The 25,870-nt window shown below is 66.9% G+C and carries 22 protein-coding genes and 1 pseudogene; 13 read left to right on the top strand and 10 right to left on the bottom strand.

Annotated features, from left to right (window positions below; all coding sequences use genetic code 11):
* Positions 1-59: 59 nt before the first annotated feature.
* Positions 60-1,055, top strand: a complete 996-nt coding sequence (locus CJ010_RS16870) for a hypothetical protein (RefSeq protein WP_141019125.1) — start codon at positions 60-62, stop codon at positions 1,053-1,055.
* On the opposite strand, the gene CJ010_RS16865 is transcribed toward CJ010_RS16870, so the two are convergent.
* The 3 genes and pseudogenes from CJ010_RS16865 to CJ010_RS16855 form a co-directional block, all read right to left on the bottom strand.
* The gene (locus CJ010_RS16865) at positions 1,048-2,412 is read right to left on the bottom strand and encodes an IS110 family transposase (RefSeq protein WP_240794388.1); all 1,365 of its coding nucleotides are present in this window, start codon (positions 2,410-2,412) and stop codon (positions 1,048-1,050) included. The two genes, CJ010_RS16870 and CJ010_RS16865, sit on opposite strands and share 8 nt — an antisense overlap.
* Positions 2,413-2,899: 487 nt before the next feature.
* Positions 2,900-3,916 carry an IS110 family transposase gene (locus tag CJ010_RS16860; protein WP_141020742.1) on the bottom strand — a complete coding sequence of 339 codons (1,017 nt, stop codon included), beginning with the start codon at positions 3,914-3,916 and terminating at the stop codon, positions 2,900-2,902.
* A 1,087-nt stretch (positions 3,917-5,003) separates the two neighbouring features.
* Positions 5,004-5,195 (bottom strand): annotated as a pseudogene (locus tag CJ010_RS16855) (IS110 family transposase); the annotation flags it as partial.
* Positions 5,196-5,296: 101 nt separating this feature from the next.
* Between CJ010_RS16855 and CJ010_RS16850 the strand changes: the two are divergent.
* The 4 genes from CJ010_RS16850 to CJ010_RS16835 all read left to right on the top strand — a co-directional run bounded on the left by CJ010_RS16850 (position 5,297) and on the right by CJ010_RS16835 (position 7,796).
* A complete protein-coding gene (locus CJ010_RS16850) occupies positions 5,297-5,587 on the top strand; it encodes a hypothetical protein (RefSeq protein WP_141019124.1) in 291 nt (96 codons plus the stop codon).
* 248 nt (positions 5,588-5,835) lie between these two features.
* Positions 5,836-6,177 carry a hypothetical protein gene (locus CJ010_RS16845; RefSeq protein WP_141019123.1) on the top strand — a complete coding sequence of 114 codons (342 nt, stop codon included), beginning with the start codon at positions 5,836-5,838 and terminating at the stop codon, positions 6,175-6,177.
* Between the two features lie 521 nt (positions 6,178-6,698).
* The gene (locus CJ010_RS16840; protein WP_141019122.1) at positions 6,699-7,235 is read left to right on the top strand and encodes a DUF924 family protein; all 537 of its coding nucleotides are present in this window, start codon (positions 6,699-6,701) and stop codon (positions 7,233-7,235) included.
* 192 nt (positions 7,236-7,427) lie between these two features.
* The gene (locus tag CJ010_RS16835; RefSeq protein WP_240794387.1) at positions 7,428-7,796 is read left to right on the top strand and encodes a hypothetical protein; all 369 of its coding nucleotides are present in this window, start codon (positions 7,428-7,430) and stop codon (positions 7,794-7,796) included.
* Positions 7,797-7,856: 60 nt separating this feature from the next.
* On the opposite strand, the gene CJ010_RS16830 is transcribed toward CJ010_RS16835, so the two are convergent.
* The gene (locus tag CJ010_RS16830; RefSeq protein WP_141019120.1) at positions 7,857-8,717 is read right to left on the bottom strand and encodes a class I SAM-dependent methyltransferase; all 861 of its coding nucleotides are present in this window, start codon (positions 8,715-8,717) and stop codon (positions 7,857-7,859) included.
* A gap of 71 nt (positions 8,718-8,788) precedes the next feature.
* Between CJ010_RS16830 and CJ010_RS16825 the strand changes: the two genes are divergently transcribed.
* From CJ010_RS16825 to CJ010_RS16810, 4 genes are read left to right on the top strand one after another with little or no spacing between them, the layout of a single operon-like run.
* Positions 8,789-9,238 carry a helix-turn-helix domain-containing protein gene (locus tag CJ010_RS16825; RefSeq protein WP_141019119.1) on the top strand — a complete coding sequence of 150 codons (450 nt, stop codon included), beginning with the start codon at positions 8,789-8,791 and terminating at the stop codon, positions 9,236-9,238.
* Entirely contained in the window at positions 9,133-11,058 is a 1,926-nt protein-coding gene (locus CJ010_RS16820) for a diguanylate cyclase (RefSeq protein WP_168224977.1), read from the top strand. The genes CJ010_RS16825 and CJ010_RS16820 overlap by 106 nt, the downstream gene beginning before the upstream one ends.
* Positions 11,055-11,678, top strand: coding sequence for an HAD hydrolase-like protein (locus CJ010_RS16815; RefSeq protein ID WP_141019117.1), 624 nt, complete (start codon positions 11,055-11,057; stop codon positions 11,676-11,678). The genes CJ010_RS16820 and CJ010_RS16815 overlap by 4 nt, the downstream gene beginning before the upstream one ends.
* A 15-nt stretch (positions 11,679-11,693) precedes the next feature.
* Positions 11,694-12,119 (top strand): VOC family protein, encoded by a 426-nt coding sequence (locus tag CJ010_RS16810; RefSeq protein WP_141019116.1) that lies wholly within the window; start codon positions 11,694-11,696, stop codon positions 12,117-12,119.
* A 63-nt stretch (positions 12,120-12,182) separates the two neighbouring features.
* Here the strand turns inward: CJ010_RS16810 and CJ010_RS16805 are convergent, their stop codons facing one another.
* The 6 genes from CJ010_RS16805 to CJ010_RS16780 form a co-directional block, all read right to left on the bottom strand.
* Positions 12,183-12,581 (bottom strand): response regulator transcription factor, encoded by a 399-nt coding sequence (locus CJ010_RS16805; RefSeq protein ID WP_141019115.1) that lies wholly within the window; start codon positions 12,579-12,581, stop codon positions 12,183-12,185.
* A 97-nt stretch (positions 12,582-12,678) separates the two neighbouring features.
* A complete protein-coding gene (locus CJ010_RS16800) occupies positions 12,679-12,957 on the bottom strand; it encodes a XapX domain-containing protein (protein ID WP_141019114.1) in 279 nt (92 codons plus the stop codon).
* Positions 12,958-12,994: 37 nt separating this feature from the next.
* On the bottom strand, positions 12,995-14,614 hold the full coding sequence (locus CJ010_RS16795) for an MFS transporter (RefSeq protein ID WP_141019113.1): 1,620 nt from the start codon (positions 14,612-14,614) through the stop codon (positions 12,995-12,997).
* A gap of 4 nt (positions 14,615-14,618) precedes the next feature.
* Complete coding sequence (locus CJ010_RS16790; protein WP_141019112.1) at positions 14,619-16,505, bottom strand: amidohydrolase; 1,887 nt, start codon at positions 16,503-16,505, stop codon at positions 14,619-14,621.
* Positions 16,506-16,601: 96 nt separating this feature from the next.
* Positions 16,602-17,582 carry an alpha/beta fold hydrolase gene (locus CJ010_RS16785; protein WP_141019111.1) on the bottom strand — a complete coding sequence of 327 codons (981 nt, stop codon included), beginning with the start codon at positions 17,580-17,582 and terminating at the stop codon, positions 16,602-16,604.
* 89 nt (positions 17,583-17,671) lie between these two features.
* Complete coding sequence (locus tag CJ010_RS16780; protein ID WP_141019110.1) at positions 17,672-18,358, bottom strand: hydrolase; 687 nt, start codon at positions 18,356-18,358, stop codon at positions 17,672-17,674.
* 489 nt (positions 18,359-18,847) lie between these two features.
* On the opposite strand from CJ010_RS16780, the gene CJ010_RS16775 reads away from it, so the two are divergent.
* The 4 genes from CJ010_RS16775 to CJ010_RS16760 all read left to right on the top strand — a co-directional run bounded on the left by CJ010_RS16775 (position 18,848) and on the right by CJ010_RS16760 (position 25,820).
* Positions 18,848-19,513 carry a response regulator transcription factor gene (locus CJ010_RS16775; protein ID WP_141019109.1) on the top strand — a complete coding sequence of 222 codons (666 nt, stop codon included), beginning with the start codon at positions 18,848-18,850 and terminating at the stop codon, positions 19,511-19,513.
* On the top strand, positions 19,510-24,654 hold the full coding sequence (locus CJ010_RS16770; RefSeq protein ID WP_141019108.1) for an ATP-binding protein: 5,145 nt from the start codon (positions 19,510-19,512) through the stop codon (positions 24,652-24,654). Before CJ010_RS16775 ends, CJ010_RS16770 begins: the two co-directional genes overlap by 4 nt.
* 239 nt (positions 24,655-24,893) lie before the next feature.
* The gene (locus tag CJ010_RS16765; RefSeq protein ID WP_141019107.1) at positions 24,894-25,280 is read left to right on the top strand and encodes a hypothetical protein; all 387 of its coding nucleotides are present in this window, start codon (positions 24,894-24,896) and stop codon (positions 25,278-25,280) included.
* 33 nt (positions 25,281-25,313) lie between these two features.
* Positions 25,314-25,820: a GNAT family N-acetyltransferase gene (locus tag CJ010_RS16760; protein ID WP_141019106.1), complete on the top strand. Its 507-nt coding sequence runs from the start codon at positions 25,314-25,316 to the stop codon at positions 25,818-25,820.
* Positions 25,821-25,870 lie beyond the last annotated feature (50 nt).

The raw sequence follows: 25,870 nt of genomic DNA, 5'->3' as shown, positions 1-25,870 counted from the left end.
CGGGCCAGCTTCAACGTTAGCGCTACCAAGCCCCTGCCATTCACCAAAGGAGAGTTCATATGCCAGCGAAGATTCCCCCGAAACAGGTCATCGATATGCTCGCCTCTCGCAGGCATCGTTTGCGTCATTTTCTGTGGCATGCCATTAGGGGCGCTTGGAACGATCCTGAATTAACAGCCGAAACAAAGGCGTTGATTCGCGCCAAGGGGTGGGCACCACCGAATGACCGCGCTCCATTCGATACAAACGGGAAGCTGATACTCGACAACTATTCTGGCGAGGACTTCCTGTATATGCACAGGCAAATGATTTCGGAGGTTAACGATCTGCTCGCAAGAATTGCGGACCCGAATTACCAAAGAATCACTCCATGGGCATCAATTCCTGATGTTTCAGATTCGGGCTTCCCTGTGCCGCCAGCCTGGGAATACCTGGATCCAACCATGCCTCCGGATCAACAGCAAGGAATGACAGCAAGGCTCCAAATGCTGAAAGGAGATCAATTCCTTAAAGGCACTATGAAGACATGGGAAGCTTTCTACACGGATCGGATAAATCTGCGACGGCTATCTCTTGGAGCACTAGGCAATATGCTTGAGATGACCATTCACAACAACCTTCACATGCGTTGGGCAGCAGAGCCGGTTGGCTACATGCCCAGCCCAAACCTTGACGATACCCGCGACATCGATCCGAAGTGGGACGACCCGAGCTATGACTATCTGGGTGACACATACTCTAGCCATGTGAACCCACATTTTTGGTATTTACACGGTTGGGTTGATGCCTGCATTGATCGTTGGCAAGAAGCCAATAACCTACCAAGTATTCAGTGGACGGGAACTTGGGCGGGCAAGCTAGAGGATGGGTGGGACGGGAAGCCCGCATTTCTGGGCTTAAAGAAGACGTTCGAAACAACAATGCAACCTATGCATGGTCATGGGCATGATCACGGGCACGGCGACGCTGACATTAAAGACATGGAGGAAATTGTTCGCGCTCTTGGCTCATGCAAAGTTATTCGCAATTTCTATGACGTACTCCGGTTCAAGTAGCGCTAACAATTCGTCTATGGACTCCCCCGTAAATCAAGATAGACCGTGTTTCTGACTTTCCGGGTTGAATCACTTGCAGTCGTATATCCGGCATCTGTGGTGGGCTCTGAATGACCGGTGCCGACATGGAATCTGCCCGCGAAGCGCCAATCGGTACAAGCGGCTGCTGGAGAGCCGGAAGTGTTATCGGCGTTCTGTCGCGTGGGTGTGACCCGGTTTGCCATGATGAGCGATCAGTCTCGGCGCAAGGGTGAGGAGAAGGGATGAATCGATCAGGCGGCGATGGCGAAGGCGGTGCGTTCGAGCTTCTTGTCCGGACGAGGCTGCGGATTGCCGTAGGCAGCGTGGTCGCGCAGGACCGCGTAGCAGATGCGGGCAACTTGTTGGCCAGCGCGCAGGCGGCCTTGTTGTGATTGGTGCGGCGCTGCACCTCGGTCGCCCAGGTGCGCAGGCCGTCCAGCGGGCGGCTCGCGTCGCGGGCCAGGGCCGCGGCCCGCAGCACCGCGCGGGCGCCATGGGTGAGCAGCATCCTCAAATAGCGATCTCCCCGCTTCGAGATGCGGCCGAGCTTGCGGGTGCTGCCCGAGGAATATTCCTTCGGCGTCAGCCCGAACCAGCTCGCGAAATGGCGGGCATCCCTGAAGTGCGTCACGTCGCCGCCGGTGGCGGCCACCATCGCGGTTGCGGTCAAGAGGCCAATGCCCGGCACCGACATCAACTGGGTGCAAGCGGCACTGTGTCGCGCCAGCGCGGTGAATTCCCGTTCCAGTTGCGCGACACGTTGTTCGAGCAGGCGGATCTCCTCGATCAGCAATCGCATGGTTTCGCGAATGAGCGCTGGAACCGGCGAGCGCGGATCCGCCAACACCCGGCTGATCGCCTCCACGCCGGTGCGCGCACCCTGCGGAATGCTCAGGCCAAACTCCCGGCAGAAGCCGCGCAGCGCATTGATGCGCGAAGTGCGGGTACTCATCCACAGCGAGCGAATCCGGTGCAGGCCCTGCAGCGCTTGCTGTTCGACCGACTTCACGCGCACCGGGTCGATGTCGGCCGCGCGGGCCGCGTCGAGCAAGGCGCGGGCGTCGGCGGCATCGGTCTTGTTACGCCGGACATAGGCGCGGATATAGGCCGCCGGGAGCAGCCGCACCTCGATGCCAAACGAATTGAGCCAGCGCGCCCAGTGATGCGCCGAACCGCAGGCCTCCATGATGACGAGCGAGACAGTGCGATTGGCGAACCAGCGCTCGAACTGGATTCGGGTGAGTCGGTGATTCTCGATCACGCGCCAGGACGAATCGGCGACGGCGAGTTGAAAGACGCTCTTGGCCAGGTCGACGGCAACGGTAGTAGCATCCATGACGGACTCCTCCTTCTGAAGACCGATCCCCATCCCCATGAGCACCGGTGGCGCCAATTGGGCGCCGAAAAGGAGGGGGAGTCCATCCCATCAGTCAAGCGGACCGTCAGCCAGCTGCGCTGGCTGCCGTCCGCTTACCTCGCACTACAAGGGCTTCCCCATTAGTCAAGCAATAGCGCCCCCCTGCCCACGTAGCGGGCATTGATCCTCGTCTTTCGATACGACAGCACCGGGCAAGCAGCAAAGTGCGCAGAAACAACAAGGTGCGGACTGGCTAAACTACAAACGGTCATCGTTGCAGCCGTCGTTTGGCTGCGGACCCTGATGAAGGACGCACGCGGGGGACCCATTCGTTAGCCGGCACTCGTATGGCTGCCCTTGAATTAATCGGTCACTCCCCGCGCAGGTCCAGACCTGTTGTCATCAACGCTTGCCGTCACGCGGCGGTCAAATCGGTTCGTTCTGGTCGATGGGCTGCCGGGAGGGTTCAAGTCGGCAGTGCAAAGGCTTCGCCTCGTCGCAATACCGCCCACGCCATGCGCGCGTTCTTCGCGGCAATGGCGACCACCGCTTTCCAGTAGCCGCGTCGCTGCTCTACGGCCAGGGCCCAGCGGCTCAAGCCGTCCGTCTTGTTGCGGGCTGCGGCCAGCACGGCTCGGGCGCCCATGACGAGCAGGCTGCGCAGGTAGGCGTCGCCCGCCTTGGTGATGCGCCCGAGGCGGGCCTTGCCGCCAGAGCTGTACTGACCGGGGACCAGGCCGAGCCAAGCGGCGAACTGGCGGCCGCACTCGAAGTCGTGACCGTTGCCGATCAAGGCGACCAGGCAGGTGGCGGTGGTCTCGCCCACGCCGCTCAGCCGGGTCAGGCGCTGCGCCCGGATGTCCTGGCGGGCGATCTGGCGGATATGGCGGTCGTACTGCGCGATACGTTCATCGAGCCGATCGACTTCACCGAGTAGATCCCCGATGACCATGTTGGCCCAGCCGGGCAGATCTTCCAGGCACTGGCCGGCACGTCGACGGACGGTGGCCGCCTTGAGCGGCAGCACGATACCCAACTCGGCCAGCAGGCCGCGGATGCGGTTTATGGTGGCCGTGCGCTGCTCGACGAACCCCTGGCGGGCACGGTGCACCATCAGCTGAGATTGCTGGTCGAGCGTTTTGATTGGCACAAAGCGCATGTGCGGTCGTTGCACGGCCTCGCAGATCGCTGCGGCATCGGCCGCGTCGTTCTTGCTGCGCCGCCCGCTCATCCGGTAAGGCGTGACGAACTTCGGTGCGATCAGGCGCACCGTATGCCCTGCTGCCTGAAATAGCCGGGCCCAATGATGCGCGCCCGAGCATGCTTCCATGCCGATCACGCATGGCGGCAGCGTTGCGATGAGTTCATGCAGCTTCTCGCGCGGCACCGCCGGGCGCACCAATTCGGCGCGGCCAGCCTCATCCACGCCATGCACAGCGAATACACTCTTGGCGAGATCGATCCCAACGGTCAGAATGCTCATGGACTTTCCCCTCTCGGACAGATTGATGAGATTTCGCACTTCCCATCGTGGCACTCGCGTGCCAAGGGCCGCAATGCGGCAAGACCGGGACGGGGAAGTCCCTTTCATTCGTTAGGCATATGCTCACCCTGGTATTTCGCCAAATGCTGATCGCATCGATTGCGGTAGTCACACTCAGCGCGGCGACTTATGGAGCCGACGGAAGAGTATGCAATTTCTCGCAACCTAGCTCTTTATATGAGCAGAACCCTGACTTCGTACGGGTGCTTAATCAATTCGCTAATGTCTTAGATCTTGTAGGAAAAGAAGTCGAAGACTTGAGCAAGAGCCTTGTGCACGTAACGGATGTCCCGGCCCCATATCTTTACTACGATCCCTATATTTCACGACGGTATCACTCCGGGTACATCTGTGAACGTCAAGGCCTATCCTCGCTTACTTATGAACCAGGTGATCGATATCCTTCAGATTATTCCTTTTGCTTTATTACAAAAGATGGCACCTTGGACGAAGGCGAGATTTATGTGGAGACGAACCTATTCTTACCACGAAAGAAATGGGTTAATTACTTGGACTTCCCCAATCGGGATGGATCATATGGAACGTTCCTAAGAACAACACGCCTTGGCGCACGGATACGTTTCACAGGAGTCTCAGGTCACTATTACCTGAAGAATGGGGACCGGTACTTTAGTGTGCGCCTTTCTATCGTTGCCAAAAACGATAAGACAACCGTACGTGTTGGTGTATCTGATTCCACTAAATTTGTCAGAAAACAAATTGATTGTGAAAACAAGTAGCAAATTCGTGCAAGGGCCTAACACTGCGTATATGGACTCCCCCGTAAATCAAGGCTGATCGTGTTTCTGACTTTCCGGGATGAATCACCTGCAGTCGTATATCCGGCATCTGTGGTGGGCTCTGAATGGCCCGTGCCGACATGGAATCTGCCCGCGAAGCGCCAATCGTTACAAGCGGCTGCTGGAGAGCCGGCAGTGTTATCGGCGTTCTGTCGCGTGGGAGTGACCCGGTTTGCCATGATGAGCGATCAGTCTCGGCGCAAGGGTGAGGGAAAAGGGTGAATCGATCAGGCGGCGATGGCGAAGGCGGTGCGTTGGAGCTTCTTGTCCGGGCGCGGCTGCGGATTGCCGTAGGCAGCGTGGTCGCGCAGGACCGCGTAGCAGATGCGGGCAAGCTTGTTGGCCAGCGCGCAGGCGGCCTTGTTGTGGTAGGTGCGCTGCTGCACCGCGGTGGCCCAGGCGCGCAGGCCGTCCAGGGGCTTGATGAGATTTCGCAATTCCCATCGTTACACTCGCGTGCCAAGGGCCGCAATGCGGCAAGACCGGGACGGGGAAGTCCTTTTCATTCGTTAGGCACCTCATGAATCTCATCGTCGCGTTCCTCTGCATTTTTGCGCTCTCCTACGCGAATGGTGCATGGATGCTGCGTCATCTAAAAACGGTACATCCCGAGATTTGGTCACAGCTTGGACGCCCTTCGCTCACGCAGAGCAATCTCGGCACGTCTAGGCTGTCGCTGATGAAATTTATTTGGTCGCTGAAGTTCCGGTCGCTTAACGACACTGCGCTTTCAAGCTCATGCTCGGCTGCTATCGCCTTTGAATGCGCTCTGGCAATCATCTTCGTTGCATTCGTCGTAGGGGCAGCATGAGCACAGTGCCTAACATCACATATATGGACTCCCCCGTAAATCAAGGCTGATCGTGTTTCTGACTTTCCGGGATGAATCACCTGCAGTCGTATATCCGGCATCTGTGGTGGGCTCTGAATGGCCCGTGCCGACATGGAATCTGCCCGCGAAGCGACAATCGTTACAAGCGGCTGCTGGAGAGCCGGAAGTGTTATCGGCGTCGTGTCGCGTGGGTGTGACCCGGTTTGCCATGATGGGGTTCATCCGCTATGTCTGATTCGAAGTTAAAGAAGTTGGTCAAGCTTGGCTCCTTGTGCCTGCTCGGTGTTGTAGCCATGGAGGCACTTATTGGATTCATCGCCAAGCAAGACAGCGTCTTGCCTGGAGTAGAAGAATTCGTGCGGTCTGCTCCCGAGGTGTATGCCGCAGTTGGCGATATCAAGAGCGTCTCGTTGGAAAAAAGTGTGTATTACGCTGGTGTCCCGGGAAAAGAGAATCCATATCGTAAGTACTCCTTCTCCGTGAGTGGAACAAGATCTCAGGCTCTTGTTATTATTCAGGCGGAGAAACAGGGCGAAGAGTACGAAAATCGTATCGTGCTGATTGAGTAGTATGGTACTTGGATGTTGTGATTCTCCCGGTTTTTCCGGCTTCTCTCAGTGGTACGGCCCGACGTTAGAGGCATGCTTTTAGATGTGAAAAACAGAGGGGCGGCCTAATGTCGCGCTGCAACTATTCGGTCCAGGATTGTACGATCTGAAGCCTGCGGGGAATCGATATGGAGTGGGTCAATTGGATCTAGAGCAGACCGTCGGGCCCGCAGCAAAGCCCCTTAAACTCGGCGTGGCTGCGTTTGTCATTGGCTGTTGTGGCGTGCTGATTGGCTTTGTAATTGATTATGGGCCGCACAATCCGGTTTCCTTCATTGCGTTCTGTGTGGTTGCCTTATCAGTTTTAACGGGCTTCTTCGCATTGGCTTGGACTTGGCTAGTCCTAGCCCGGTCCGCCAAGAACAGGCGATCTAAGGAGGGCGGGCACGACTATGCCGACGGTGGATGAATCTGTTTCGTACGGGACAAGGCTTATAGTGCAGCTCATATCTCTGCCACCCTAACGACAGAACGGAGTTCGAATGCCCACCGAAATCCTCACCTTCTGGTTCTCCGAAATCACGCCCAAGGCCTGGTGGTCCGCCGACCCCGCCTTTGACGCGCTGCTCCGCCAGCGCTTCGGCCCGTTGCTCGACAGTGCCGCACACGGCGAACTCTTCTCGTGGCGCGCGGATGCCAAAGGCCGTCTCGCCGAAATCATCGTCCTCGACCAGTTCTCTCGGAACATCCATCGCGACACACCGCGCGCCTTCGCGCAGGACGCTGCGGCGCTGGTGCTCGCGCAGGAGGCTGTCGCGGCGGGGGCGCTGACGGCCTTGGAGCCGGTGGAGCGCGCTTTCCTGTTGATGCCCTACATGCACAGCGAGTCGCGCCTGATCCATGTGCAGGCAGAGGCGCTGTTTCGGGAGTTTGCGCCGGCGGACAACTACGACTTCGAGTTGCGGCACAAGGCCATCGTCGACCGCTTCGGGCGCTATCCGCACCGCAATGCGATTCTCGGCCGCGAGAGCACCGCGGAAGAGCTTGAGTTTCTGAAGCAGCCGGGATCGCGCTTCTGATCTGGTGATCCGCACGTGCCGGGCAGGGCGGGGCGCGAGGCCCGCAACGCTCCGCCCGTCGCGCTTTTCCGGCCGGCCGGCGTGTCGCGGGTTGGCTTGCCGACGGCATGGCCGCTAGGATCGCGGCCTGAACGCGGAGCCGGCAGCCAGCCGGTTCTTCACTGTCGTGTGCGGAGTCCCATGAGTAGTCAAATGCAAGCGCGCCTCGCGGCGCTGGTCGCGGTCGTCTATGTCCTGCTGGTGCTCGGCGGTTCGCTGGTGCGGATCGCGCTGACCGGCGATTTCTTCAGCCTCCGCCTGAACTTCGTGCAGCCGGTGACCTGGCTGGTGTGCATCCTCGGGCTGCTGATCGCCTGGGGGATCTGGCGCTGCTATGCGTGGGCGTGGTGGCTCGGCCTCGGAGCGGTGTGCTTCCAGTTGTACCGATTCGGCAGCTGGGTGGTGGCCAACTACAGCCTGTCGCACCTGCCGGGCCCGAACGTGCTGTTGGCCTTGTTCCTGCTGCTGACCTTTCTGCTCCTGCTGCTGTTGCCGGGCACGCGGGCGGCTTGCAGCCGGTAGTCCGCCAGCCGGCGTCGTTTCCGTCGCCGGCCGGTAGCACTTTCTCTCCCGGTGGTGGGTTCAGCCCGGAACGGCGTGCGCGCTCACGTCCCAGCACGCGGCGGTGAAGCGGACTTCGTCGCCGTGGAGGAAGGGCGCGAAGGCCGGTTGCAGCGCGGCGATCACCTTGTTTCGCGTGGCGGCGTCCGCGCCTTCCAGTGCTCGGCCCACCGGGCCCATCCGGCTCAGGTAGGTGGGCAGTTCGGTCGCCGGAAATGTGCATTCGATGTCGGCCGCGCGTAACGTCACGTCCTTCCAGCCGGCGGCGGCGAGGATGTCCGCCACCCGCCCGCGGTCGGCGAAGCCGAACTGGCCGGGTTCGTCGGGCCGGCGTTGGGGAAGCTGCGGCAGCAGGGGCCTTGCCGCGCGTTCGGCGGCGGTCTGGAAGGCGTTGTCGGCCTGGCTGCGCCAGGCGATGAAGCGCAGCCGGCCGTGGTCGCGGGTGGCGTGGCGCAGGCGGGCGAAGGCGGCCACCGGATCGTCGAAGAACATCACGCCGAAGCGCGACAGCACGAGGTCGAAACGCGCGGGGCCGAAGTCGTGGCGCTGCGCGTCGGCGCAGACGAATTCCGCCGCGGGCGCTTCGCGGGCGGCGCGTTCGCGGGCCGCGGCGATCATCGGCGCGGAGATGTCGATGCCGGTGCAGCGGCCCTGCGCGCCCAGCCGGCCCGCGATGGCGACCGTGGTGGCGCCGGCGCCGCAGCCGACGTCCAGCACCGCGGCGTTTGGCACATGGGCGAGGGATTCGAGCAGCAGGTCTTTGATCGGCCGGAACATGGTGTCCATCAGCGCCTGGCTGTCGACCCAGGCGCGTCCGGCGCTGCCGTTCCAGAGCGCGGCCTGGGTTTTGTCATCGTTCTGGTCGTCGTATGCGTCGTTCATGATGCAGTTCCTGTCGTCGGAAGGGGGGTGCTGCTATCTTGCTAGTTCAAGTCGACTTGAGGTCAAGCGCCATGTCGCTCGATATTGCGGAGGTCGCCCGGCAGTCCGGCGTGCCCGCCTCCACGCTGCGTTACTACGAGGAAAAGGGCCTGATCGCCGCGCTCGGCCGGCAGGGCTTGCGCCGGGTGTTCGACGAGCGCGTGCTGGAGCGTCTGGCACTGATCGCGCTGGGCCGTGCGTCCGGCTTTTCGCTCGACGAGATCGCGGCGATGTTCGCTGCCGACGGTGGCTTGCAGATCGACCGCGATCTGCTGCGCGCGCGGGCCGATGAACTCGACCGCAAGATCCGCCAGCTGACGGCGATGCGCGACGGCCTGCGCCACGCGGCGGAATGCTCCGCCCCCAGCCATCTCGAATGCCCCACCTTCCGCCGCATTTTGCGCGCGGCGGCGAGCGGCGCGATCGGGCCGCGGCCGAAGGCGGCGCCGCGGCGCAGGCAGGTTCGGGCGGCTGCGGATTGAACGCCGGCGTGGTGGGCAGGGTGAGCGATGGCCTGCAGCCGCGAGTCTGCGGCGCCGCTGCTGCGCGCGGGTGGGGGCAATGGGCGGTGCTGCACCTGGTGCTGCTGGGCGCGCTGCTCTGCGGCCTGGTGCGGCCGGTCGGTGCCGAAGGTTTCGACGTGGCGCGCAGCGCGCTCGACGGCGACTATCTCGCCAGTCGCACGGCGATGCTGGCCGATCCGCGTGGCGAGTTCGACCTGGCCGCGGTGAGCGCGCCGGCGATGGCGGGCCGTTACACGCCAGTGGCGAGCGAGTCGCAGGCGCTCGGCTGGCCGAAGGGGGCGATCTGGCTGCGGCTGCCGGTATCGAACAGCGGCGGGAACGACATCGACTGGGTGCTGGAGCTGGCCGACGCCTATGCCGGCCGGGTGCAGCTCTATCTGGCGGATGCCGGCGGCGGCCGGCTGCTGCAGGAGGCCGGCGCCGCGCTGCCCTACGCGGCGCGCACGGTGGATTTCCAGCACCCCGCCTTCGTGCTGCGCGAGGCCGCGGGCGGGCGGCAGACCTACTACCTGCGCGTGAGTTCGGAAAACCGGCTGATCCTGCCGCTGCGCGCCTGGCAGCCGTCGCGCTTTACCGGCAACGTCGCCACCAACAACCTGCTGATCGGCCTGCACTTCGGCATTCTGCTGGGGCTGCTGGCCTATAACCTCTTCCTGTACTTCAGCACGCGCGAACGCAGTTTTCTGTACTACGTGCTCTACCTGTCCGCCTACCTGGGCGCGCAGATCACCCTGTTCGGCATCGGCCAGCGTTACCTGTGGCCGGACTGGCCGTGGCTGAACACCCATGTGCTGCACCTCTTCGCCGACCTCGGCCTGATCGGCGGCCTGTCCTTCAGCCGTCACTTCCTCGACACCCGCGCCACGCTGCCGCGCATCGACGTGGTGCTGCGGCTGCTGATCGCGCTGTGCGTGCTCAAGCTGCTCGCCACGCCGTGGCTGCCGCTGGACGTGGTCGGGCGGGCCACCAATCTGCTGTTCGCCACCACGCCGGTGCTGGTGGTGGCCGGTGCGCTGCGCTGGCACGCGGGTTTCCGGCCGGCGCGCTACTTCACGCTGGCCTGGCTGTTCCTGGTCGGCGGGCTACTGGTGCATAGCCTCACCAGCGCCGGGGTGCTCACGCCCAGCCACTTCACCCACTGGGCGACCTCGGTGGGCGCCAGCGTCGAGGCCATCCTGCTGTCGCTCGCGCTCGGCTACCGCATCCAGGTGCTGGAAGAGGAAAAGCGGCAGGCCGAGCGGCTGGCGCATACCGACCCGCTGTCCGGGCTGTACAACCGGCGCGGGCTGGCGGAACGCGCGGTGCTGGAGCTGCAGCACAGCCGCCGCAGCGGCGAGCCGCTGGCGCTGATGATGTGCGACCTCGACCACTTCAAGCGCATCAACGACACCCACGGCCACGACGCCGGCGACGCCGCCATCGCGCACATGGCCCGCGTGCTGCGCGACCGCGTGCGCGAGTGCGACACCATCGCCCGCATCGGCGGCGAGGAGTTCGTGGTGCTGATGCCGTCGGCCGCCCGCGCGGGCGCTGCGGCGCTGGCCGAGCGGGTGCGCGAGCACCTGCAGGCGCGGCCGCTGGCGTGGCAGGGGCAGGAGATTGCGATGAGCGTCAGCATCGGCGTCGCGCAGTTCGCGGTCGAGGCCGGGGAAACGCTGGACATGGCGCTGTCGCGCGCGGACGCGGCGCTGTACCGCGCCAAGGCCGAGGGCCGCAACCGCGTGGTTGCCGTCGGGGCGGAGGGCGACATGCTCGGCAGCCGATCGGGAGCGTCATGAGATACCGCCTGGCGATCTTCGATTTCGACGGCACGCTGGCGGATTCCTTTCCGTTCTTCCTGCGGGTGTTCAACCAGGTTGCCGAACAGCACCGCTTCCGCACCATCCAGCCGGAGGAAGTGCCCGCGCTGCGCCATCTCGGCGCGCGCGAGATGATGAGCCACGTCGGCCTGCCGGCGTGGAAGCTGCCGGCGGTGGCGCGCAGCTTTACCCGGCTGATGCAGGCCAACGCGGAGGAGATCGCGCTGTTCGACGGTGTCGGCGAAGTGCTGCGCCGGCTGGACGAGGCGGGCGTTGCGCTCGCGGTGGTGTCGTCCAACGCGGCGGACAACGTGCGGCGCATCCTCGGCGCCGGGAATGTCGCCCGCATCGGCCAGTTCGAATGCGGGATGTCGATCTTCGGCAAGGCCGAGCGCATCCGCAAGGTGGTGCGGCGTGCCGGGCTGGGCGCGGGCGATGCGATCTACATCGGCGACCAGGTCACCGACCTGGAAGCGGCGCGCAAGGAGCGTGTGGCCTTCGGCGCGGTCGCCTGGGGCTATGGCACGCTGGCCTCGCTCGCCGCACATCGGCCGGAACAGATGTTCGAGCGCGTCGAGGACATCGCGCGCATCGCTTGACTATGGAGGGCGAGCATGGAGCTGCTGATCAACATCGACGTCGACGATCTTGCCCTCGCCACCGATTTCTACCAGCGCGCTTTCGGCCTGCGCCGCGGGCGCCGGCTGGGCGACGGGGTGCAGGAGCTGGTGGGGGCGTCCTCGCCGATCTACCTGCTGCAGAAGGCTGCCGGCACCGCTGCGGCAGCGGGGGCGAACGCGCTCGCCACCCGCGACTACCGTCGCCACTGGACGCCGGTGCACATCGATCTCGTCGTGGCCGATGTCGAGCTGGCGGCGGAGCGCGCGCTGGCCGCCGGCGCCCAGGCGGAGGGCGGGGTGGAGGATTTCGCCTGGGGCCGGCTGGCGCGTTTCGCCGATCCCTTCGGGCACGGCTTCTGTCTCGTCCAGTTCATCCGCCACGGTTATGACGAGATCGCCGACGGCCGGCCGGACGCTTGAGGGCGACTGCCCGATGCGGTTCCAGCGTCTGGCCGGCCTTCATTCCCCCGGCCGGCGCCCACGCTAGCCGGGTGTCCGGCGGACGTTTTGCGCGGGCGGCGACAGGGCGCATTCGATGCAGTGGATGAGTTCGTGATCCTGGAAGGGCTTGCTGAGGAAGGCGGTTGCGCCGATGGCGCGGGCGCGCTGCTGGTCGCCTTCCTGCGAGAAGGCCGTCATGAAGATGACGGGCGTGGCCAGCTCGCGTGCGCGCAGCGCTTCGCACAGATCGAAGCCGTTCATGCCGGGCATCTGCACGTCGGTGATGACGCAGGCCAGCCCCTCCAGCGAGGGGGCCTGCAGGAGCTCGGCCCCGCTGCCGAACAGTGCCACGGCGAAATCGAAAGACCGCAGGAGCTGCCCCATGGCCTGCCTGACCGAAGCGTCATCGTCGACGATGGCAATCACGGGCGCGGTATTCACGCGGGCTCCTTGATCGGTGGCAGGCGACGAGACGAGGCTTGTCCGGGCAAGCCGCTATCGCGTCATCCGGGTATGGGTGAGGCTGAGGGTGCTTCCATCATGCGGAGGTCTGGTCCTGGGCGCGGCGGGGGGCGGCGTCGGCCATGGGCGGCGTCGCGCCGGTGATCTTCGGCAGGCATTCGCTGTGGAACCAGGCCGCCGTCACCGGCTCGCCGGCCAGCATGCGCTTGACCGGCGGCACCACCTGTTCGCCGATCAGCATGCCCAGCAGGCCGATCAGGGCGACGACGGGCGGCGCCGGCGAGCGCACCTGCAGCAGCGCGTAGATGATGCCGACCAGGATGCCGACGGCGAGGGAGACGAGATAGAGCTTCATGGGAGACCTCGGGGCAGGGAGGGAAGGCGGTGCGGCGCTAGGCCGGCGGCAGGCCGACGCCGAGCAGGTGGCGCACCTGGGGAGCTTCGGCGCCGGTGTGGAAGCGCGCGAGTTCGCGCTGCAGGTCGGCATCGGCGTTCGGCACCCGTTGGTGCTGGCGCAGGTGCTCGGCCCAGGATTCCACCAGGAACCATTCGGTCAGCCGCAGCGGGTCGGCGGCGTCTTCCATCACGCCCCAGCTGAAGGCGCCATCGCGCAGGCGTTCTTCCGACAGCGCGTGGACCGTGCGCAGGAAGGCGTCGCGGTCGGCGGGCTGGATGCGGTATTCGATCAGGATCATCACCGGGCCGCGGTCATGCTCGATCGCGCCCGCCAGCTGGGGTTCCGGCCAGTGGCGCGCGGGCCCGAGATCCTCCTCGCCGCGCGGCAGGCGCAGGCGGTGCAGGGCGAGTGCGGCCAGCACCAGGCCGCCGGCTGCGATCAGCAGGGTGTGCGGGGTGCCGACTGCCTGGGCGACGAAGCCCCACAGCAGGCTGCCGCCCGCCAGCGCACCGTTGAACACCATCTGGTACACCGCCAGCGCGCGGCCGCGCACCCAGTTGGGCAGGATGGCCTGGGCGGTGCCGCTCATCGTGGTCAGCGCCAGGATCCAGGCCGCACCCAGCAGCAACAGCAGCGGCAGCGCCAGCCACACCGGCGGCGCCGCGGACAGCGCCGCCATCACCAGCGCCGTCGCCAGCGCAGAAGCCAGCACCAGCCCGTCGGCGTCGAGCCGGCGCTGCAGCCGCGGCATCGCCAGCGCGCCGAGGATGGCGCCGGCGCCGACCGCACCGAGCAGCACGCCGTAGAGCCCGGCGCCGCCCTGCAGCAGCTGCTTGGCGACCAGCGGCAACAGCGCCCAGATGCTGCTGCCGAAGGCGAAGTGCACCGCCGCGCGGATCAGCACCACATGCAGCTTGCTGTGCGCGCGGGTGAAGCGCAGCCCGGCGCGCAGCGCACCGAAGAAGTGTTCGCGCAGCGGGTTGTCCGCTTGCGCGGGGCGTTGCCACCACAGCAGCGCGCCGATCACGAACAGGTAGCTGACGAGGTCGGCGCCGTAGGTGACGGCCGCGCCGAAGGCCGCCAGCAGCAGGCCGCCGCCTGCGGGGCCGATGGCGCGGGCGATGTTCACGCCGAGCGAGTTGAGCGCCACCGCGCGGCGCAGCATGTCCTGCGACACCAGCTCCGGCACGATGGATTGCCAGCTCGGCCCCATCATGGCCGCGCCGACGCCGCCGAGGAAGGTCATCGCGATCAGGATCTCGATGCTCAGGGCCTGGCGCCAGGCCAGCAGCGCCAGCGTGCCGCTGACCAGTGCCAGCCCGACCTGGACGGCGATCAGGAAGCGACGCCGGTCGAGGATGTCGGACAGCACGCCGGCGGGGATGGCGAGCAGGAAAACCGGCAGGGTCGCGGCGGCCTGGATCATCGCCACCGCGGCCGGCGAGGACGACAGGTCGGTCGCCAGCCAGGCGCTGGCCACGTCGCGCATGAAGCTGCCGATGTTGCCCAGCACGGTGGCCACCCACAGCACCGCGAAGGTGGGGCGGGCGAGCGGGGCGAAGGCGCCGCCTGTGGCTGGCGCGGCCGGGGCACCGGCAGTGGGCGTGGCGGCCATGGCGTCAGAACGCCCAGCAGGCGCAGCCGAGCGCGCCCCAGAAGCTGCGCGCGTCGCCGGCCGGCACCTGCGTTGCCCAGGCCTGGGCATGGGCGTGGCCGTGCACGCCGCAGGCACTGGCGCAGCCGCAGGCGGCATCCGGCTGCAGGCGGGCCTTGTTGTAACCCTGGGCGCTCTGGATGGCGCGCGGGCGGTAGCCGCCGTCGTTGCGCACCGGCGACCAGTCCGGCATCGGCGGCGGCAGTTGCGGCGCCAGCGGGCCGAATTCCTGGTCGCCGTGCACGACTTCGCCGCCCAGCAGGGTCAGCACCGAGGTGATGTCCTGGATCTCGTCGCCGGGCACGCTGAAGTAGTCGGCCGACAGCACCGCCAGGTCGGCGAGCTGGCCGGCCTTGATCTGCCCCTTCTTGCCCACTTCGGAGGAGAACCAGGTGTTGGCCTCGGTCCACAGCCGTAGCGCGGTGTCGCGGTCGAGCAGGTTGGCCTGGGGATAGAGGCCGAGGCCGCCCACCGTCTTGCCGGTGGTGAGCCAGGACAGCGATACCCAGGGGTTGTAGGAGGCGACCCGGGTGGCGTCGGTGCCGGCGCCCACCTTCACGCCGCGCTCCAGCATCTTCTTCACCGGCGGCGTGGCTTCGGCGGCGCGGGCGCCGTAGCGCTCGACGAAGTACTCGCCCTGGTAGGCCATGCGGTGCTGCACGGCGATGCCGCCGCCGAGTGCGGCGATGCGGTCGATGTTGCGCTCCGAGATGGTCTCGGCGTGGTCGAAGAACCAGTTGAGGCCGTCGAAGGGCACGTCGCGGGCGACTTTCTCGTACACGTCCAGCGCGCGCGAGATGGTTTCGTCGTAGGTGGCGTGCAGCCGCCACGGCCAGCGCTTTTCGGCGAGCAGGCGGATCACCGGTTCCAGGTCGGCTTCCATCGACGGCGGCATGTCCGGGCGTTCGACGCGGAAATCCTCGAAGTCGGCGGCGGTATAGACCAGCATCTCGCCGGCGCCGTTGTGGCGGTAGAGGTCGTCGCCCTGGCCGGGCTGCACCTGGGCGCTCCAGCTCTTGAAGTCGGCCAGTTCCTCCTTCGGTTTCTGGGTGAACAGGTTGTAGGCCAGGCGCACGGTGAGCTGGCCCTCGCGGTGCAGCTCCTCGATGATCCGGTAGTCGTCCGGGTAGTTCTGGAAGCCGCCGCCGGCATCGATGACGCCGGTGACGCCGAGGCGGTTCACCTCGCGCATGAAGTGGCGGGTGGAGTTCTTCTGGTACTCCGGCGGCAGCTTGGGGCCCTTGGCCAGGGTGGCGTAGAGGATGGTGGCGTTGGGCTGGGCCAGCAGCAGGCCGGTGGGGTTGCCGTGGGCGTCGCGCACGATTTCGCCGCCGGGCGGGTTGGGCGTGTCCCTGGTGTAGCCGACCGCACGCAGGGCGGCGCCGTTGAGCAGGGCGCGGTCGTAGAGGTGGAGGATGAACACCGGCGTGTCCGGCGCGGCGGCGTTGAGTTCTTCCAGCGTGGGCAGGCGTTTTTCGGCGAACTGGTGTTCGGTGAAGCCGCCCACCACCCGGACCCACTGTGGTGCCGGCGTGCGCGCGGCTTGTTCCTTCAGCATGCGCATGGCTTCGGCCAGCGAACGCACGCCGTCCCAGCGCAGCTCCATGTTGTAGTTGAGGCCGCCGCGGATGATGTGCATGTGGCTGTCGATCAGGCCGGGGATGGCGCGCCGGCCGTTGAGGTCGACGAGCTTCGTCTGCGGCCCGGCCAGCTTCATGACGTCCTGGCGGCTGCCGACGGCGAGGAAGCGGCCGTCGTGGATGGCGACGGCATCAGCTTGCGGGTTGGCCTTGTCGAGGGTGGCGAACCGGCCGTTGACGAGGATGAGGTCGGGGGTGGGAGTGGGTGACATGGCTGGCCCTCGGTCGGTGCCGCCGTCGCGGGGGGCGGCGGTCTGGTGTCGGGAAGATCCGGCCGCCGCTGCCGCGGGGCACGGGGCGCGGAGGAATCAGGCGGTCAGGAAGGCCAGCAGGTCGGCGTTGACCTTGTCGGCATCGACCACGCACATGCCGTGCGAGGCGCCCGGATAGACCTTGAGGGTGGCATTCTTCACCAGCTTGGCGGCCAGCTTCGCCGAGTTGTCGATAGGCACGATCTGGTCGTCGTCGCCGTGCAGGAAGAGCGTGGGTACGTCGATCTTTTTCAGGTCGGCGGTGTAATCCACCTCGGAGAATTCCTTGATGCAGGCGTACTGGCCGAGGATGCCGCCGGTCATGCCCTGCGCCCAGAAGGCGTCGATGGTGCCCTGCGCGACCTTGGCGCCGGGGCGGTTGAAGCCGAAGAAGGGGACCGCGAGATCCCTGTAGAACTGGGAGCGGTTCTCCGCCACACCCTTGCGGATGCCGTCGAACACGTCCATGGCCAGGCCGCCGGGGTAGGCCGCGGTTTTCAGCATGATGGGCGGCACCGCGCCGATCAGTACCGCGCGGGCGACGCGCTTGCTGCCGTGGCGACCGAGGTAGTGGGCCACCTCGCCACCGCCGGTGGAGTGGCCGACCAGGGTCGCGTCCTTGAGGTCGAGCGCGTCGAGCACGGCGGCGAGGTCGTCGGCATAGGTGTCCATGTCGTTGCCCTGCGCTGGCTGGTCGGAACGACCGTGGCCGCGGCGGTCGTGGGCGATGACGCGGAAGCCCTTCTGTGCCAGGAACAGCATCTGTGCATCCCAGGCATCCGAGTTGAGCGGCCAGCCGTGGGAGAACACCACCGGGCGGCCGCTGCCCCAGTCCTTGTAGAAGATGCGTGTGCCGTCCCGGGTTCCGACGTAGTGGCCGCGCCCGGCCGCCGCCTTTGGCTGGCTGGCCGCAGTGGCGTTGGTGGCGGTGAGTGCGGTGGCCGAGGTCACCGAAGCGGCGGCCGCGGCGGTGGCGCTGCCGATCAGCAGCTTGCGGCGGGAGGCGTCGGGCGTCTGGCTGGCTTGTCGTGTGCTCATGATCGGATCTGTCCGTTGGGGAGGGGGAGAGGAATTTGTCGTTTTGGGCCCCGCGGTACGCCGCCGCGGCGCGGCGGCGGGCGATGCGTTCAGCGCGCCGGTACGGCGGGAATCGCCTTGTGCGGCGTGGTGGTGCGCTGCTCCGCCTTGTGCACCATGGTGTAGGCGTAGTCCACGCCCATGCCGTAGGCGCCGGAGTGTTCCTTCACCAGCTTCATCACCGCGTCGTAGCTGTCGCGGTGCGCCCAGTCGCGCTGCCATTCGAGCAGCACCTGCTGCCAGGTCATCGGCACCACGCCGGCCTGCACCATGCGCTGCATCGCGTAGTCGTGGGCATCCTTGCTGGTGCCGCCGGAGGCGTCGGCCACCATGTAGATCTCGTAGCCGCCTTCCAGCATCGCGCACAGGGCGAAGGTGGTGTTGCAGACCTCGGTCCACAGGCCGGACACGATCACCTTCTTGCGGCCGTTCGCGGCCAGCGCGTCGCGCACCTTCTGGTCGTCCCAGGAGTTCATCGAGCTGCGTTCGAGCAGCGGGTGGTCGGGGAAGACGTCGAGCAGCTCGGGGTAGGTGTAGCCGGAGAAGGCTTCGGTTTCCACCGTGGTGATGGTGGTCGGGATGTTGAAGATCTTCGCCGCCTTGGCCAGGCCGACGACGTTGTTCTTCAGCGTCTGGCGGTCGATGGACTGCACGCCGAAGGCCATCTGCGGCTGGTGGTCGATGAAGATGAGCTGGCTGTTCTGCGGGGTCAGGACTTCGAGCTTGGGGTTGGACATCGTCTGCTCCTGATTCGAAGGCGTTACGGCCGCGGCATGTGCCTGTCGCGTCCGCAGCGCCCGGGGTGGGGTTGGATTCGGCCGCGACCGGCGCCTGCGACCTGTACCCAGCGTAGAACCCGGCGCGGCCGTCGGCCATCGTCCTTTCGTATGGGTCGGCCTGTGCCCGGGGCCGGGGGCAGCCGAAGCAGGCGGCCGGCGGCGGCGCGTGGCGGAGGCCAGACCGGCCTGCGGCGCGGCTTGCAGCGCGGCAGCCGCAGCACGCCGCGAGCTTGGCCCGCGCCGCCGACGCGGGGCGGCGGGGCCAACACCAAGGTATGGGTTCTCAGGCGCGCTGCGCTGTGCTGAAATCGGCCCCAAAGCCGGCGGCCCGGGATGGGTGGCGCATGTCCGCGGGGACGACCGGCACCGGACGGGGCGTACTCGCGCGCCGTCCGGGAGCGGGCCGGCGAAGCCTGCTTGAGGACGTACCCCGACGGAGAAGCGACAGTGACATCCAGCAGTCCGCAGCCCGCGGGCGTCGACCCTGACGCCGGCGAAGAAGCCCTGGTCCTGATCGTCGATGACGATGCGTCGTTGCGCGGCGCCTTGGGCAGCCTGTTCCGCTCGGTCGGCCTGAAGGTGGCGCTCTTTGCCTCGGCGGCGGAAGTGCTGGAGTTCGCGCTGCCGGACCTGCCCTGCTGCATGGTGCTGGACGTGCGGCTGCGCGGCGCGAGCGGGCTGGACCTGCAGTCCCGGCTGGGGCGGATGGGCGTGCAGATTCCCATCATCTTCATGACCGGCCACGGCGACATCCCGATGACGGTGGCGGCGATGAAGGCCGGGGCGGAGGATTTCATGGCCAAGCCCTTGCGCGACCAGGATCTGCTCGACGCGGTGACGGCCGCGCTGGAAAAGGACAGGTTGCGCCGCGAGGGCGTGCGCCAGGCCGACGAGATCCGCGCCAACTTTCAGAACCTGACGCCGCGCGAGGCCGAGGTCATGCGGCTGGCCGTCGCCGGCCTGCTCAACAAGCAGATCGCCGGGGACATCGGCATCAGCGAGGTGACGGTGAAGATGCATCGCGGCCAGGCGATGCGCAAGATGAAGGCGCGCAGCTTTGCCGACCTGGTGCTGATGGCGCAGCAGCTCGGCATCCGCAAGGCGCTGCCATGACGCTCCCTCGGTCCGCGCCGGTGTTCGACTACGCGTGGCTGGCGCGGGCAGAGCAGGTCGAGCTCTACACGATGGACGGGGTGAGCTGCCATCGGCTGTTCGACCCGCTCACGCGGACGTGGTGGTTTGCCCGCAGCGCCTGCCTGGTGGATTCGGCAGGTTGCGAGCAGCTGCAGCACGAGGCCCGGCTCGCACCGCGCCTGCAGGTGGCCTGGGCGGCGGTGCCGGTGGCGACGATCTGGACACCGGATCGCATGGTGATGGTGCTGCCTGCCGACGCAACCACGCAGATCGGCTGCGACCTGCTGGGCCAGGCCGTGCCCATCGGAGAATTCCTCGAACTGGCTATCGGTGCGGCGCAAGCGCTGGCCGAATTGCATGCGCAGGGCCTGCTGCATGGCGATGTCCGGCCGCACAACCTGCTGATCGACGCCGACCACGCGGTGCGCCTGACCGGCTTCGGCTATGCCGTGCCGCTTGAACCGGAGCCGCGCCTGTTGCGCCCGGGCGCCGCGGCATTGCCCTATCTCGCGCCCGAGCTCGGCCGCGATGAGGCGCTGGGGGCCGACACCCGGACGGATCTCTATGCGCTGGGGATTTCACTCTATGCGTTCCTGACCGGCAGCCTGCCCTACGGCGCCGAATCGCCGGCTGCCTGGCTGCATGCCCATGTCGCGGTCGAGCCGCCGGCACCACGGCAGCGGCGACCGGAGGTGCCGGCCATCCTTGGCGAACTCGTGCTGAAGCTGATGGCCAAGGATCCGGGGGCGCGCTACGTCTCGGCCGGTTCGGCGCTGGCCGACCTCGGCCGCTGCCTGACCGAGTGGACGGAGCAGGGCCGCATTGCGCCTTTCCTGCTCGATGCGGCTGGTGCCGCCAGTGCGCTCGCCATGCCGGGGCAGCTTTTTGGCCGCGTCAGGGAGATGACGGTGCTGAACGACGCGCTGGCGCGCGTGCGCAAGCACGGCAGGTCCGAGCTGGTGCTGCTCGCCGGTGCGGCCGGCATGGGAAAGTCGGCCCTGGTGGAATGGCTGGAGCGCGAAGCCGAACGGCAGGGGGCGCGGGTGGCGGTGGGCAAGAGCGACCAGTTGCAGCCCGATATGCCCTATGCGCCGGTGGCGCAGGCCATCCGCATGCTGACGATGGGACTGCTGGGCGAGGACGAGGCCACGCTCGCCGACCTGCGGCAACGCTGGCTGGATGGGCTGGCCGGCCAGGGCAGGGCCGTGGTCGAACTCGTACCGGAGGTCGAGCATGTGTTCGGCCGCACCGTGCCGCTGTCCAACGTGCCGGCCCCGCAGGCGCAGGCGCGGCTGGAAAACGCCGTCCTGCAGACGCTGGCCGCCTTTACCGCAGGCGGTCGGCCGCTGCTGCTGTTCTTCGATGACCTGCAATGGGGGGATGCTTCCACCATCGCCCTGCTGGAAGCCTTCGTCGGGCAGCCGCCGGCCGGCGTGCTCCTGATTTGTGCCTACCGCGACAAGGACGCCGCCCTGGCGCGGCAGCTGGCCTGGCTGTTGCACGCCGGCCGTGTCCATGCGATCCCGGTAACCCGCCTCGCACTCAAGCCGCTCGGCCCGCAGGATCTGACCGGATTGATCGCGGCCACGCTGGACCAAACGCCGGTGCAGGTCGAGGCGCTCGCGCATGCCGTGCATCGCCGGACCGGCGGCAATCCCTTCTTTGCCACCCAGTTGCTGCGCGCGCTGGTGGACGAGGGCGTGCTGGCCCGCAGCAGAGAGGGGGGCAACTGGCACTGGGACGGGGCCGAGCTCGCCCGGCGCCGCTATGCCGACGACGTGATCGACCTGATGATCCGGCGCTTCTCCCGGCTGCCGCGGGCCGCGCTGGCGCTGCTGCAGCAACTCGCCTGCGTCGGCATCCGCTGCGACGAGGACCTGCTTGCCCGCATCGCCGGCATCAGCCCGCTGCAACTGCGCCAGCGGCTGCGGCCCTGCGTCGACGCCAGGCTGCTGATCCGTGATGCTGCCGGCTACGCATTCCAGCACGACCGCGTGCTGGAATCCGCCTACTCGCAGATTCCGGTGGAGGCGCGTGTGTGCACGCACGCCCGCATCGCCGGGATCATGATCGCCTACTGGGGCGAGCAACTCGCCGAGCATGCTTTCGAGATCGGCAACCAGATCGAGCGCGCGGTGGCGCACGACCTGTCGGCGGCCGAGCGCGTCGCCTTCGTGCAGGCGCTGATCGTGGCCGGGCGCTGCGCCAAGCGCAGCGCGGCCATCGGCCAGGCCACCCGCTACGTCGAGGTGGCGCTGAGCCTGATGGCGCCCTCGTGGTGGACCTCGCACTACGCGCTTGCCTACGGTGTCGATCTGCTCAAGTGCGAATGCCTGCTGGCCGAGGCCAACCTGGCGCAGGCATCGGACGAGATCGACCGGCTGCTGACGCGGGATCTCGGCGCGCTCGACCGCGCCGCGGTGCACCGCCTCAAGGCCAGCCTGCAGACCGTGCGCTCCGACTACGAGGGCGCGATCAACGCGGCGTTGTCCGGTCTGGCGCTGCTCGGCGTCCATCTGCGGCGCGGGCCGGGCAAGGACGAAATGCGGGCGAGCTACGAGGCGGTGAAGGCAGCGCTGGGCAGCCGTCCGATCGCCAGCCTCGGCAGTCTGCCGGCGACGGCGGACCCGCGCATCCAGACCGTCATGGGGCTGCTGTCGACGCTGATCTCCTCGCTTTTCGTCACCGACGGCATCAGCTTCCTGCATGTCGCCAAGATGGTGGAGCTGACATTGGCTCACGGCGCCACGCCCGAATCGCCCTACGGTCTGTCCTGGTTCGGCGTGTTCATCGCCAGCCTCTACGACGAATACGAGGATGGGCTGGCCTACGGCCTGGCGGCGATGGCGCTGATCGATCGCCACGGCTACGAAGCCGAGCGCATTGCCACCCTGGTCGCGGTCGACCAGGTCAGCCCCTGGACCCGTCCGCTCGCCTACGCGCTCGGCCACGCGCAGCGGGCCGTCACGCAGGGCCAGGCTTCGGGCGACATCGGCATGGCCTGCTATGCGCGCAACCACATCGCCTCCGACCTGCTGGCGATGGGCGAACACCTGCGGCTGGTGGAAGAGGAAATCGAGCGCGGCCTTGCGCTCACCCGCCTGATCCGCTACCGCGACATCGAGCTCATCCTCAATGCGCAGAAGGATTTCGTGCTGCGACTGGGAGGCGGTGCGGCGCTCGATGCGAGCGCGCAGGGCGAGGTGGACGTCGCGCGCGTGGCGGCGCGGCTGGCGGAAAGCAATTCGCAGCCGACGCGGTTCTGGATCTGGCTATACGATGGCATGGCCAGTGCCTTTCGCGGCGACTGGGCACAGGCGCTGCACAGCCTGACGCAGGCGCGGGCCCTGACCTGGTCGGCGCCGGCCCACATCAACGTGGCCGACTGCCATCTCTTCCTTGCGCTCGCCACCGCGCATGCCGACCCGGTGCCGACCGGCGCCGCGGCGCTCGCCGAGCACCATGAGCGCTTCGTGCGCTGGGCAGTGCTCAACCCGGCGACCTTCCAGAGCAAACGCCTGCTGGTCGAGGCGGAGTGCGCACGGTTGCGCGGCGACGCGCTGCAGGCGCTGGTCTGCTACGAACAGTCGGCGCATGCGGCGGCCGCGGCCGGCTTCGTGCACGAACAGGCGCTGGCCCACGAGCTGGCCGGACTGCTGTGCGAGGCGCAAGGCCTGCACACCGCTGGCCGCCAGCATCTGAGCCAGGCGCATGCCGGCTACCGGCGCTGGGGGGCTGACCACAAGGCGGCGCGCCTGGCGGCGGCCCTGCCGCACCTGGCGCTGGATGCCGGCGAGGGGGCTGCCGCCGCGGTGGCAGTCCAGGGCCGGCCGGACTGGGCGCTGGGCATCCGTGCGGCGCAGGCGATGTCCGGCGAGCTGGTCATGGACAGGCTGGTCGAGACCCTGATGACCGACATCGTCGTCCATGCCGGCGCGCAGTACGGCTTGTTGCTGCTGATGCGTGACTGCAAGCCGGTGATCGAGGCTTCCGGCCGGGTGGTCGGCGGCCGGGTGGTCGTCACCCTCGGCGCCGTGGCGCCGACCGACGAGGCGCTGCCCCTGGCGGTGCTGAACAGCGTGCTACGGACGCGCGAGCCGCTCGTGCTGGCGGATGCGGCGGTCGATGCGCCCTCGATCCGCCAGCGCACGGCGGGCGGTGCCCGGCTGCGCTCGGTGCTGTGCCTGCCGCTGCTCAGGGGCGGGGTGCTGATCGGCATCGTCTACCTCGAGAACAACCTGGCGCCCGGGGTGTTCGATTCCGGGCGCATCGCACAGCTCGCGGTGCTGGCGCCGCAGGTCGCGATCTCGCTGGAAACGGCACGCCTCTACGAGCAGTTCATCGACGAGAGCAACCGGCGCCTGAGCGCCGAGCTGAGCTTGCAGACGGCCCGCGCCGAGCTTGCCCGCACTTCGCACCTGACCGTGATGGGCAGCCTGGCCGCGTCGATCGCGCATGAGGTGAACCAACCGTTAACGGCCATCGTGGCGTCCGCGGACGCGAGCCTGCGCTGGCTGAAGCGGGCGACGCCCGATATCGTCGAAGCGCTGGACGGCCTGGCCCACATCAAGCAGGACAGCCTGCGCGCGGCCGACATCATCCGCGCGCTGCGGTCGCTCGCCAAGCAGGCGCCCGCGGTGCTGGTGCCGCTGGCACCCGACGATGTGCTGCGCGACGTGCTCGGCATGCTGCGCATCGAGATCGACCAGCGGAACGTGAAGGTGCTCACCCGGCTGGAGGCCGGCACTGCCGCGGTCGAGGCCGACCGGGTCCAGCTCCAGCAGGTGGTGCTGAACCTCGTCACCAATGCGCTCGACGCGATGGCGCAGACGCCGGACGAGGCGAGGGAACTTGCCATCAGCTCGTCGCGCGAGCGGGAACACGTCGTCGTCAGCATCGAAGACAACGGTGCCGGCATTCCGGACGAGGCCGTGGCCCGCATCTTCGATCCCTTCTTCACCACCAAGGCGGGCGGCATGGGCATGGGGCTGGCGATCTGTCGCTCCATCATCGAAGCGCATGGCGGCTCGCTGGCAGCCCGCCCGCGCGACGGCGGTGGAAGCGTGTTCGTGTTCCGTCTGCCGCTTCCACAAGGGGGGCCGGCTTTCGTTCCGCCTTAGCGGGGCCGGGATCGTCTTCGGGACGGCCGCCGGGCGACCGGACTGTCCATGCACATGGTCGTGATCCCGCCGGGCGCGCAATGACCGGCCATGCCATGGCGTCCGGTACGATGACGTTTGATTTGTTCCGGACGCTGGTGAGAAGATTGCGGCCTTCCTGAAACAGGGCCCGCACGCCGCGCCGGTGGTGGCGGGATTGCTGTGGATCGACCGACTCTTTTCTGCATCCCGATGACGACATGAGCACCGAACACCGCTTCGCCAGACGCGTATTCACCCTTGCGGGCATCTACGGCCTGCTGGTCCTGCTGCCGCAGTACTTCATGGAAGAACGGCTGGGCATCGATTACCCGCCGCCGGTCACGCACCCGGAGCATTTTTACGGCTTCATCGGCGTGGCGCTGGCGTGGCAGTTCGCGTTTCTGCTGATCGCCCGCGATCCGCAGCGCTATCGCCTGTTCATGCTGCCGGCGGTGCTGGAAAAGCTGTCGTTTGCGGTGCCGGTGTTCGTGCTGTTCGCACAGGAGCGGGTGACGGGGCCGCTGGTGGGTTTCGCCGCGCTGGATGTCGTGCTGGGGGCGCTCTTCCTGCTGGCCTTTCGCCAGTGTCGGCCGTCCGCCGCGTAATGCGGCGTGGCGGAAGCTCGCGAGGACATGCACATGACCCTGCTGATACGCCCGGAAACGCCGGAAGACGTTGCCGCGATCGATGCGCTTACCGTCGCCGCATTCCGTTTGGCGCCGCATACCAGCCACACCGAGCAGTTCATCGTCCGGGCCCTGCGCGCTGCCGGCGCGCTGACGATGTCGCTGGTGGCCGAACTGGACGGCGCGGTGATCGGTCACGTGGCGGTGTCGCCGGTCGCGATTCCGGAGGGCACGCCGGGCTGGTTCGGCCTGGGGCCACTCTCGGTTGATCCGGATCACCAGCGGCAGGGTGTGGGGACACGCTTGATGCGCGCAGCGCTCCGCCAACTGGAGACCACCGGCGCCGCAGGTTGCGTGGTGCTCGGCGAGCCGGCTTACTACGGCCGCTTCGGCTTCAAGGCGGACTCGGGCCTGGTGTTGCCGGAAGTGCCGACCGCGTATTTCCAGGCGCTCGCGTTCGGCGATGACGTACCGCGCGGGGTGGTTGCCTACCACGACGCCTTCAACGCGCAGGCTTGAAGGGCGCCACTGCGGCACCGCTTTCCGGGGTCGGGCAGCGCCCGGAAAAT

Origin of the sequence: Azoarcus sp. DD4 (assembly GCF_006496635.1) — a bacterium.
Taxonomy (GTDB): domain Bacteria; phylum Pseudomonadota; class Gammaproteobacteria; order Burkholderiales; family Rhodocyclaceae; genus Azoarcus.
Note: the sequence above shows the minus strand (reverse complement) of the source record. Positions and strands in the feature narration are given on the sequence as shown.

Excerpts from the sequence above, each read along its gene's own strand:
- CJ010_RS16870 (WP_141019125.1), top strand. The coding sequence starts at position 60 with ATGCCAGCGAAGATTCCCCCGAAACAGGTCATCGATATGCTCGCCTCT.
- CJ010_RS16865 (WP_240794388.1), bottom strand. The coding sequence starts at position 2,412 with ATGGATGCTACTACCGTTGCCGTCGACCTGGCCAAGAGCGTCTTTCAA.
- CJ010_RS16860 (WP_141020742.1), bottom strand. The coding sequence starts at position 3,916 with ATGAGCATTCTGACCGTTGGGATCGATCTCGCCAAGAGTGTATTCGCT.
- CJ010_RS16850 (WP_141019124.1), top strand. The coding sequence starts at position 5,297 with ATGAATCTCATCGTCGCGTTCCTCTGCATTTTTGCGCTCTCCTACGCG.
- CJ010_RS16845 (WP_141019123.1), top strand. The coding sequence starts at position 5,836 with ATGTCTGATTCGAAGTTAAAGAAGTTGGTCAAGCTTGGCTCCTTGTGC.
- CJ010_RS16840 (WP_141019122.1), top strand. The coding sequence starts at position 6,699 with ATGCCCACCGAAATCCTCACCTTCTGGTTCTCCGAAATCACGCCCAAG.
- CJ010_RS16835 (WP_240794387.1), top strand. The coding sequence starts at position 7,428 with ATGCAAGCGCGCCTCGCGGCGCTGGTCGCGGTCGTCTATGTCCTGCTG.
- CJ010_RS16830 (WP_141019120.1), bottom strand. The coding sequence starts at position 8,717 with ATGAACGACGCATACGACGACCAGAACGATGACAAAACCCAGGCCGCG.
- CJ010_RS16825 (WP_141019119.1), top strand. The coding sequence starts at position 8,789 with ATGTCGCTCGATATTGCGGAGGTCGCCCGGCAGTCCGGCGTGCCCGCC.
- CJ010_RS16820 (WP_168224977.1), top strand. The coding sequence starts at position 9,133 with ATGCCCCACCTTCCGCCGCATTTTGCGCGCGGCGGCGAGCGGCGCGAT.
- CJ010_RS16815 (WP_141019117.1), top strand. The coding sequence starts at position 11,055 with ATGAGATACCGCCTGGCGATCTTCGATTTCGACGGCACGCTGGCGGAT.
- CJ010_RS16810 (WP_141019116.1), top strand. The coding sequence starts at position 11,694 with ATGGAGCTGCTGATCAACATCGACGTCGACGATCTTGCCCTCGCCACC.
- CJ010_RS16800 (WP_141019114.1), bottom strand. The coding sequence starts at position 12,957 with ATGAAGCTCTATCTCGTCTCCCTCGCCGTCGGCATCCTGGTCGGCATC.
- CJ010_RS16795 (WP_141019113.1), bottom strand. The coding sequence starts at position 14,614 with ATGGCCGCCACGCCCACTGCCGGTGCCCCGGCCGCGCCAGCCACAGGC.
- CJ010_RS16790 (WP_141019112.1), bottom strand. The coding sequence starts at position 16,505 with ATGTCACCCACTCCCACCCCCGACCTCATCCTCGTCAACGGCCGGTTC.
- CJ010_RS16785 (WP_141019111.1), bottom strand. The coding sequence starts at position 17,582 with ATGAGCACACGACAAGCCAGCCAGACGCCCGACGCCTCCCGCCGCAAG.
- CJ010_RS16780 (WP_141019110.1), bottom strand. The coding sequence starts at position 18,358 with ATGTCCAACCCCAAGCTCGAAGTCCTGACCCCGCAGAACAGCCAGCTC.
- CJ010_RS16770 (WP_141019108.1), top strand. The coding sequence starts at position 19,510 with ATGACGCTCCCTCGGTCCGCGCCGGTGTTCGACTACGCGTGGCTGGCG.
- CJ010_RS16765 (WP_141019107.1), top strand. The coding sequence starts at position 24,894 with ATGAGCACCGAACACCGCTTCGCCAGACGCGTATTCACCCTTGCGGGC.
- CJ010_RS16760 (WP_141019106.1), top strand. The coding sequence starts at position 25,314 with ATGACCCTGCTGATACGCCCGGAAACGCCGGAAGACGTTGCCGCGATC.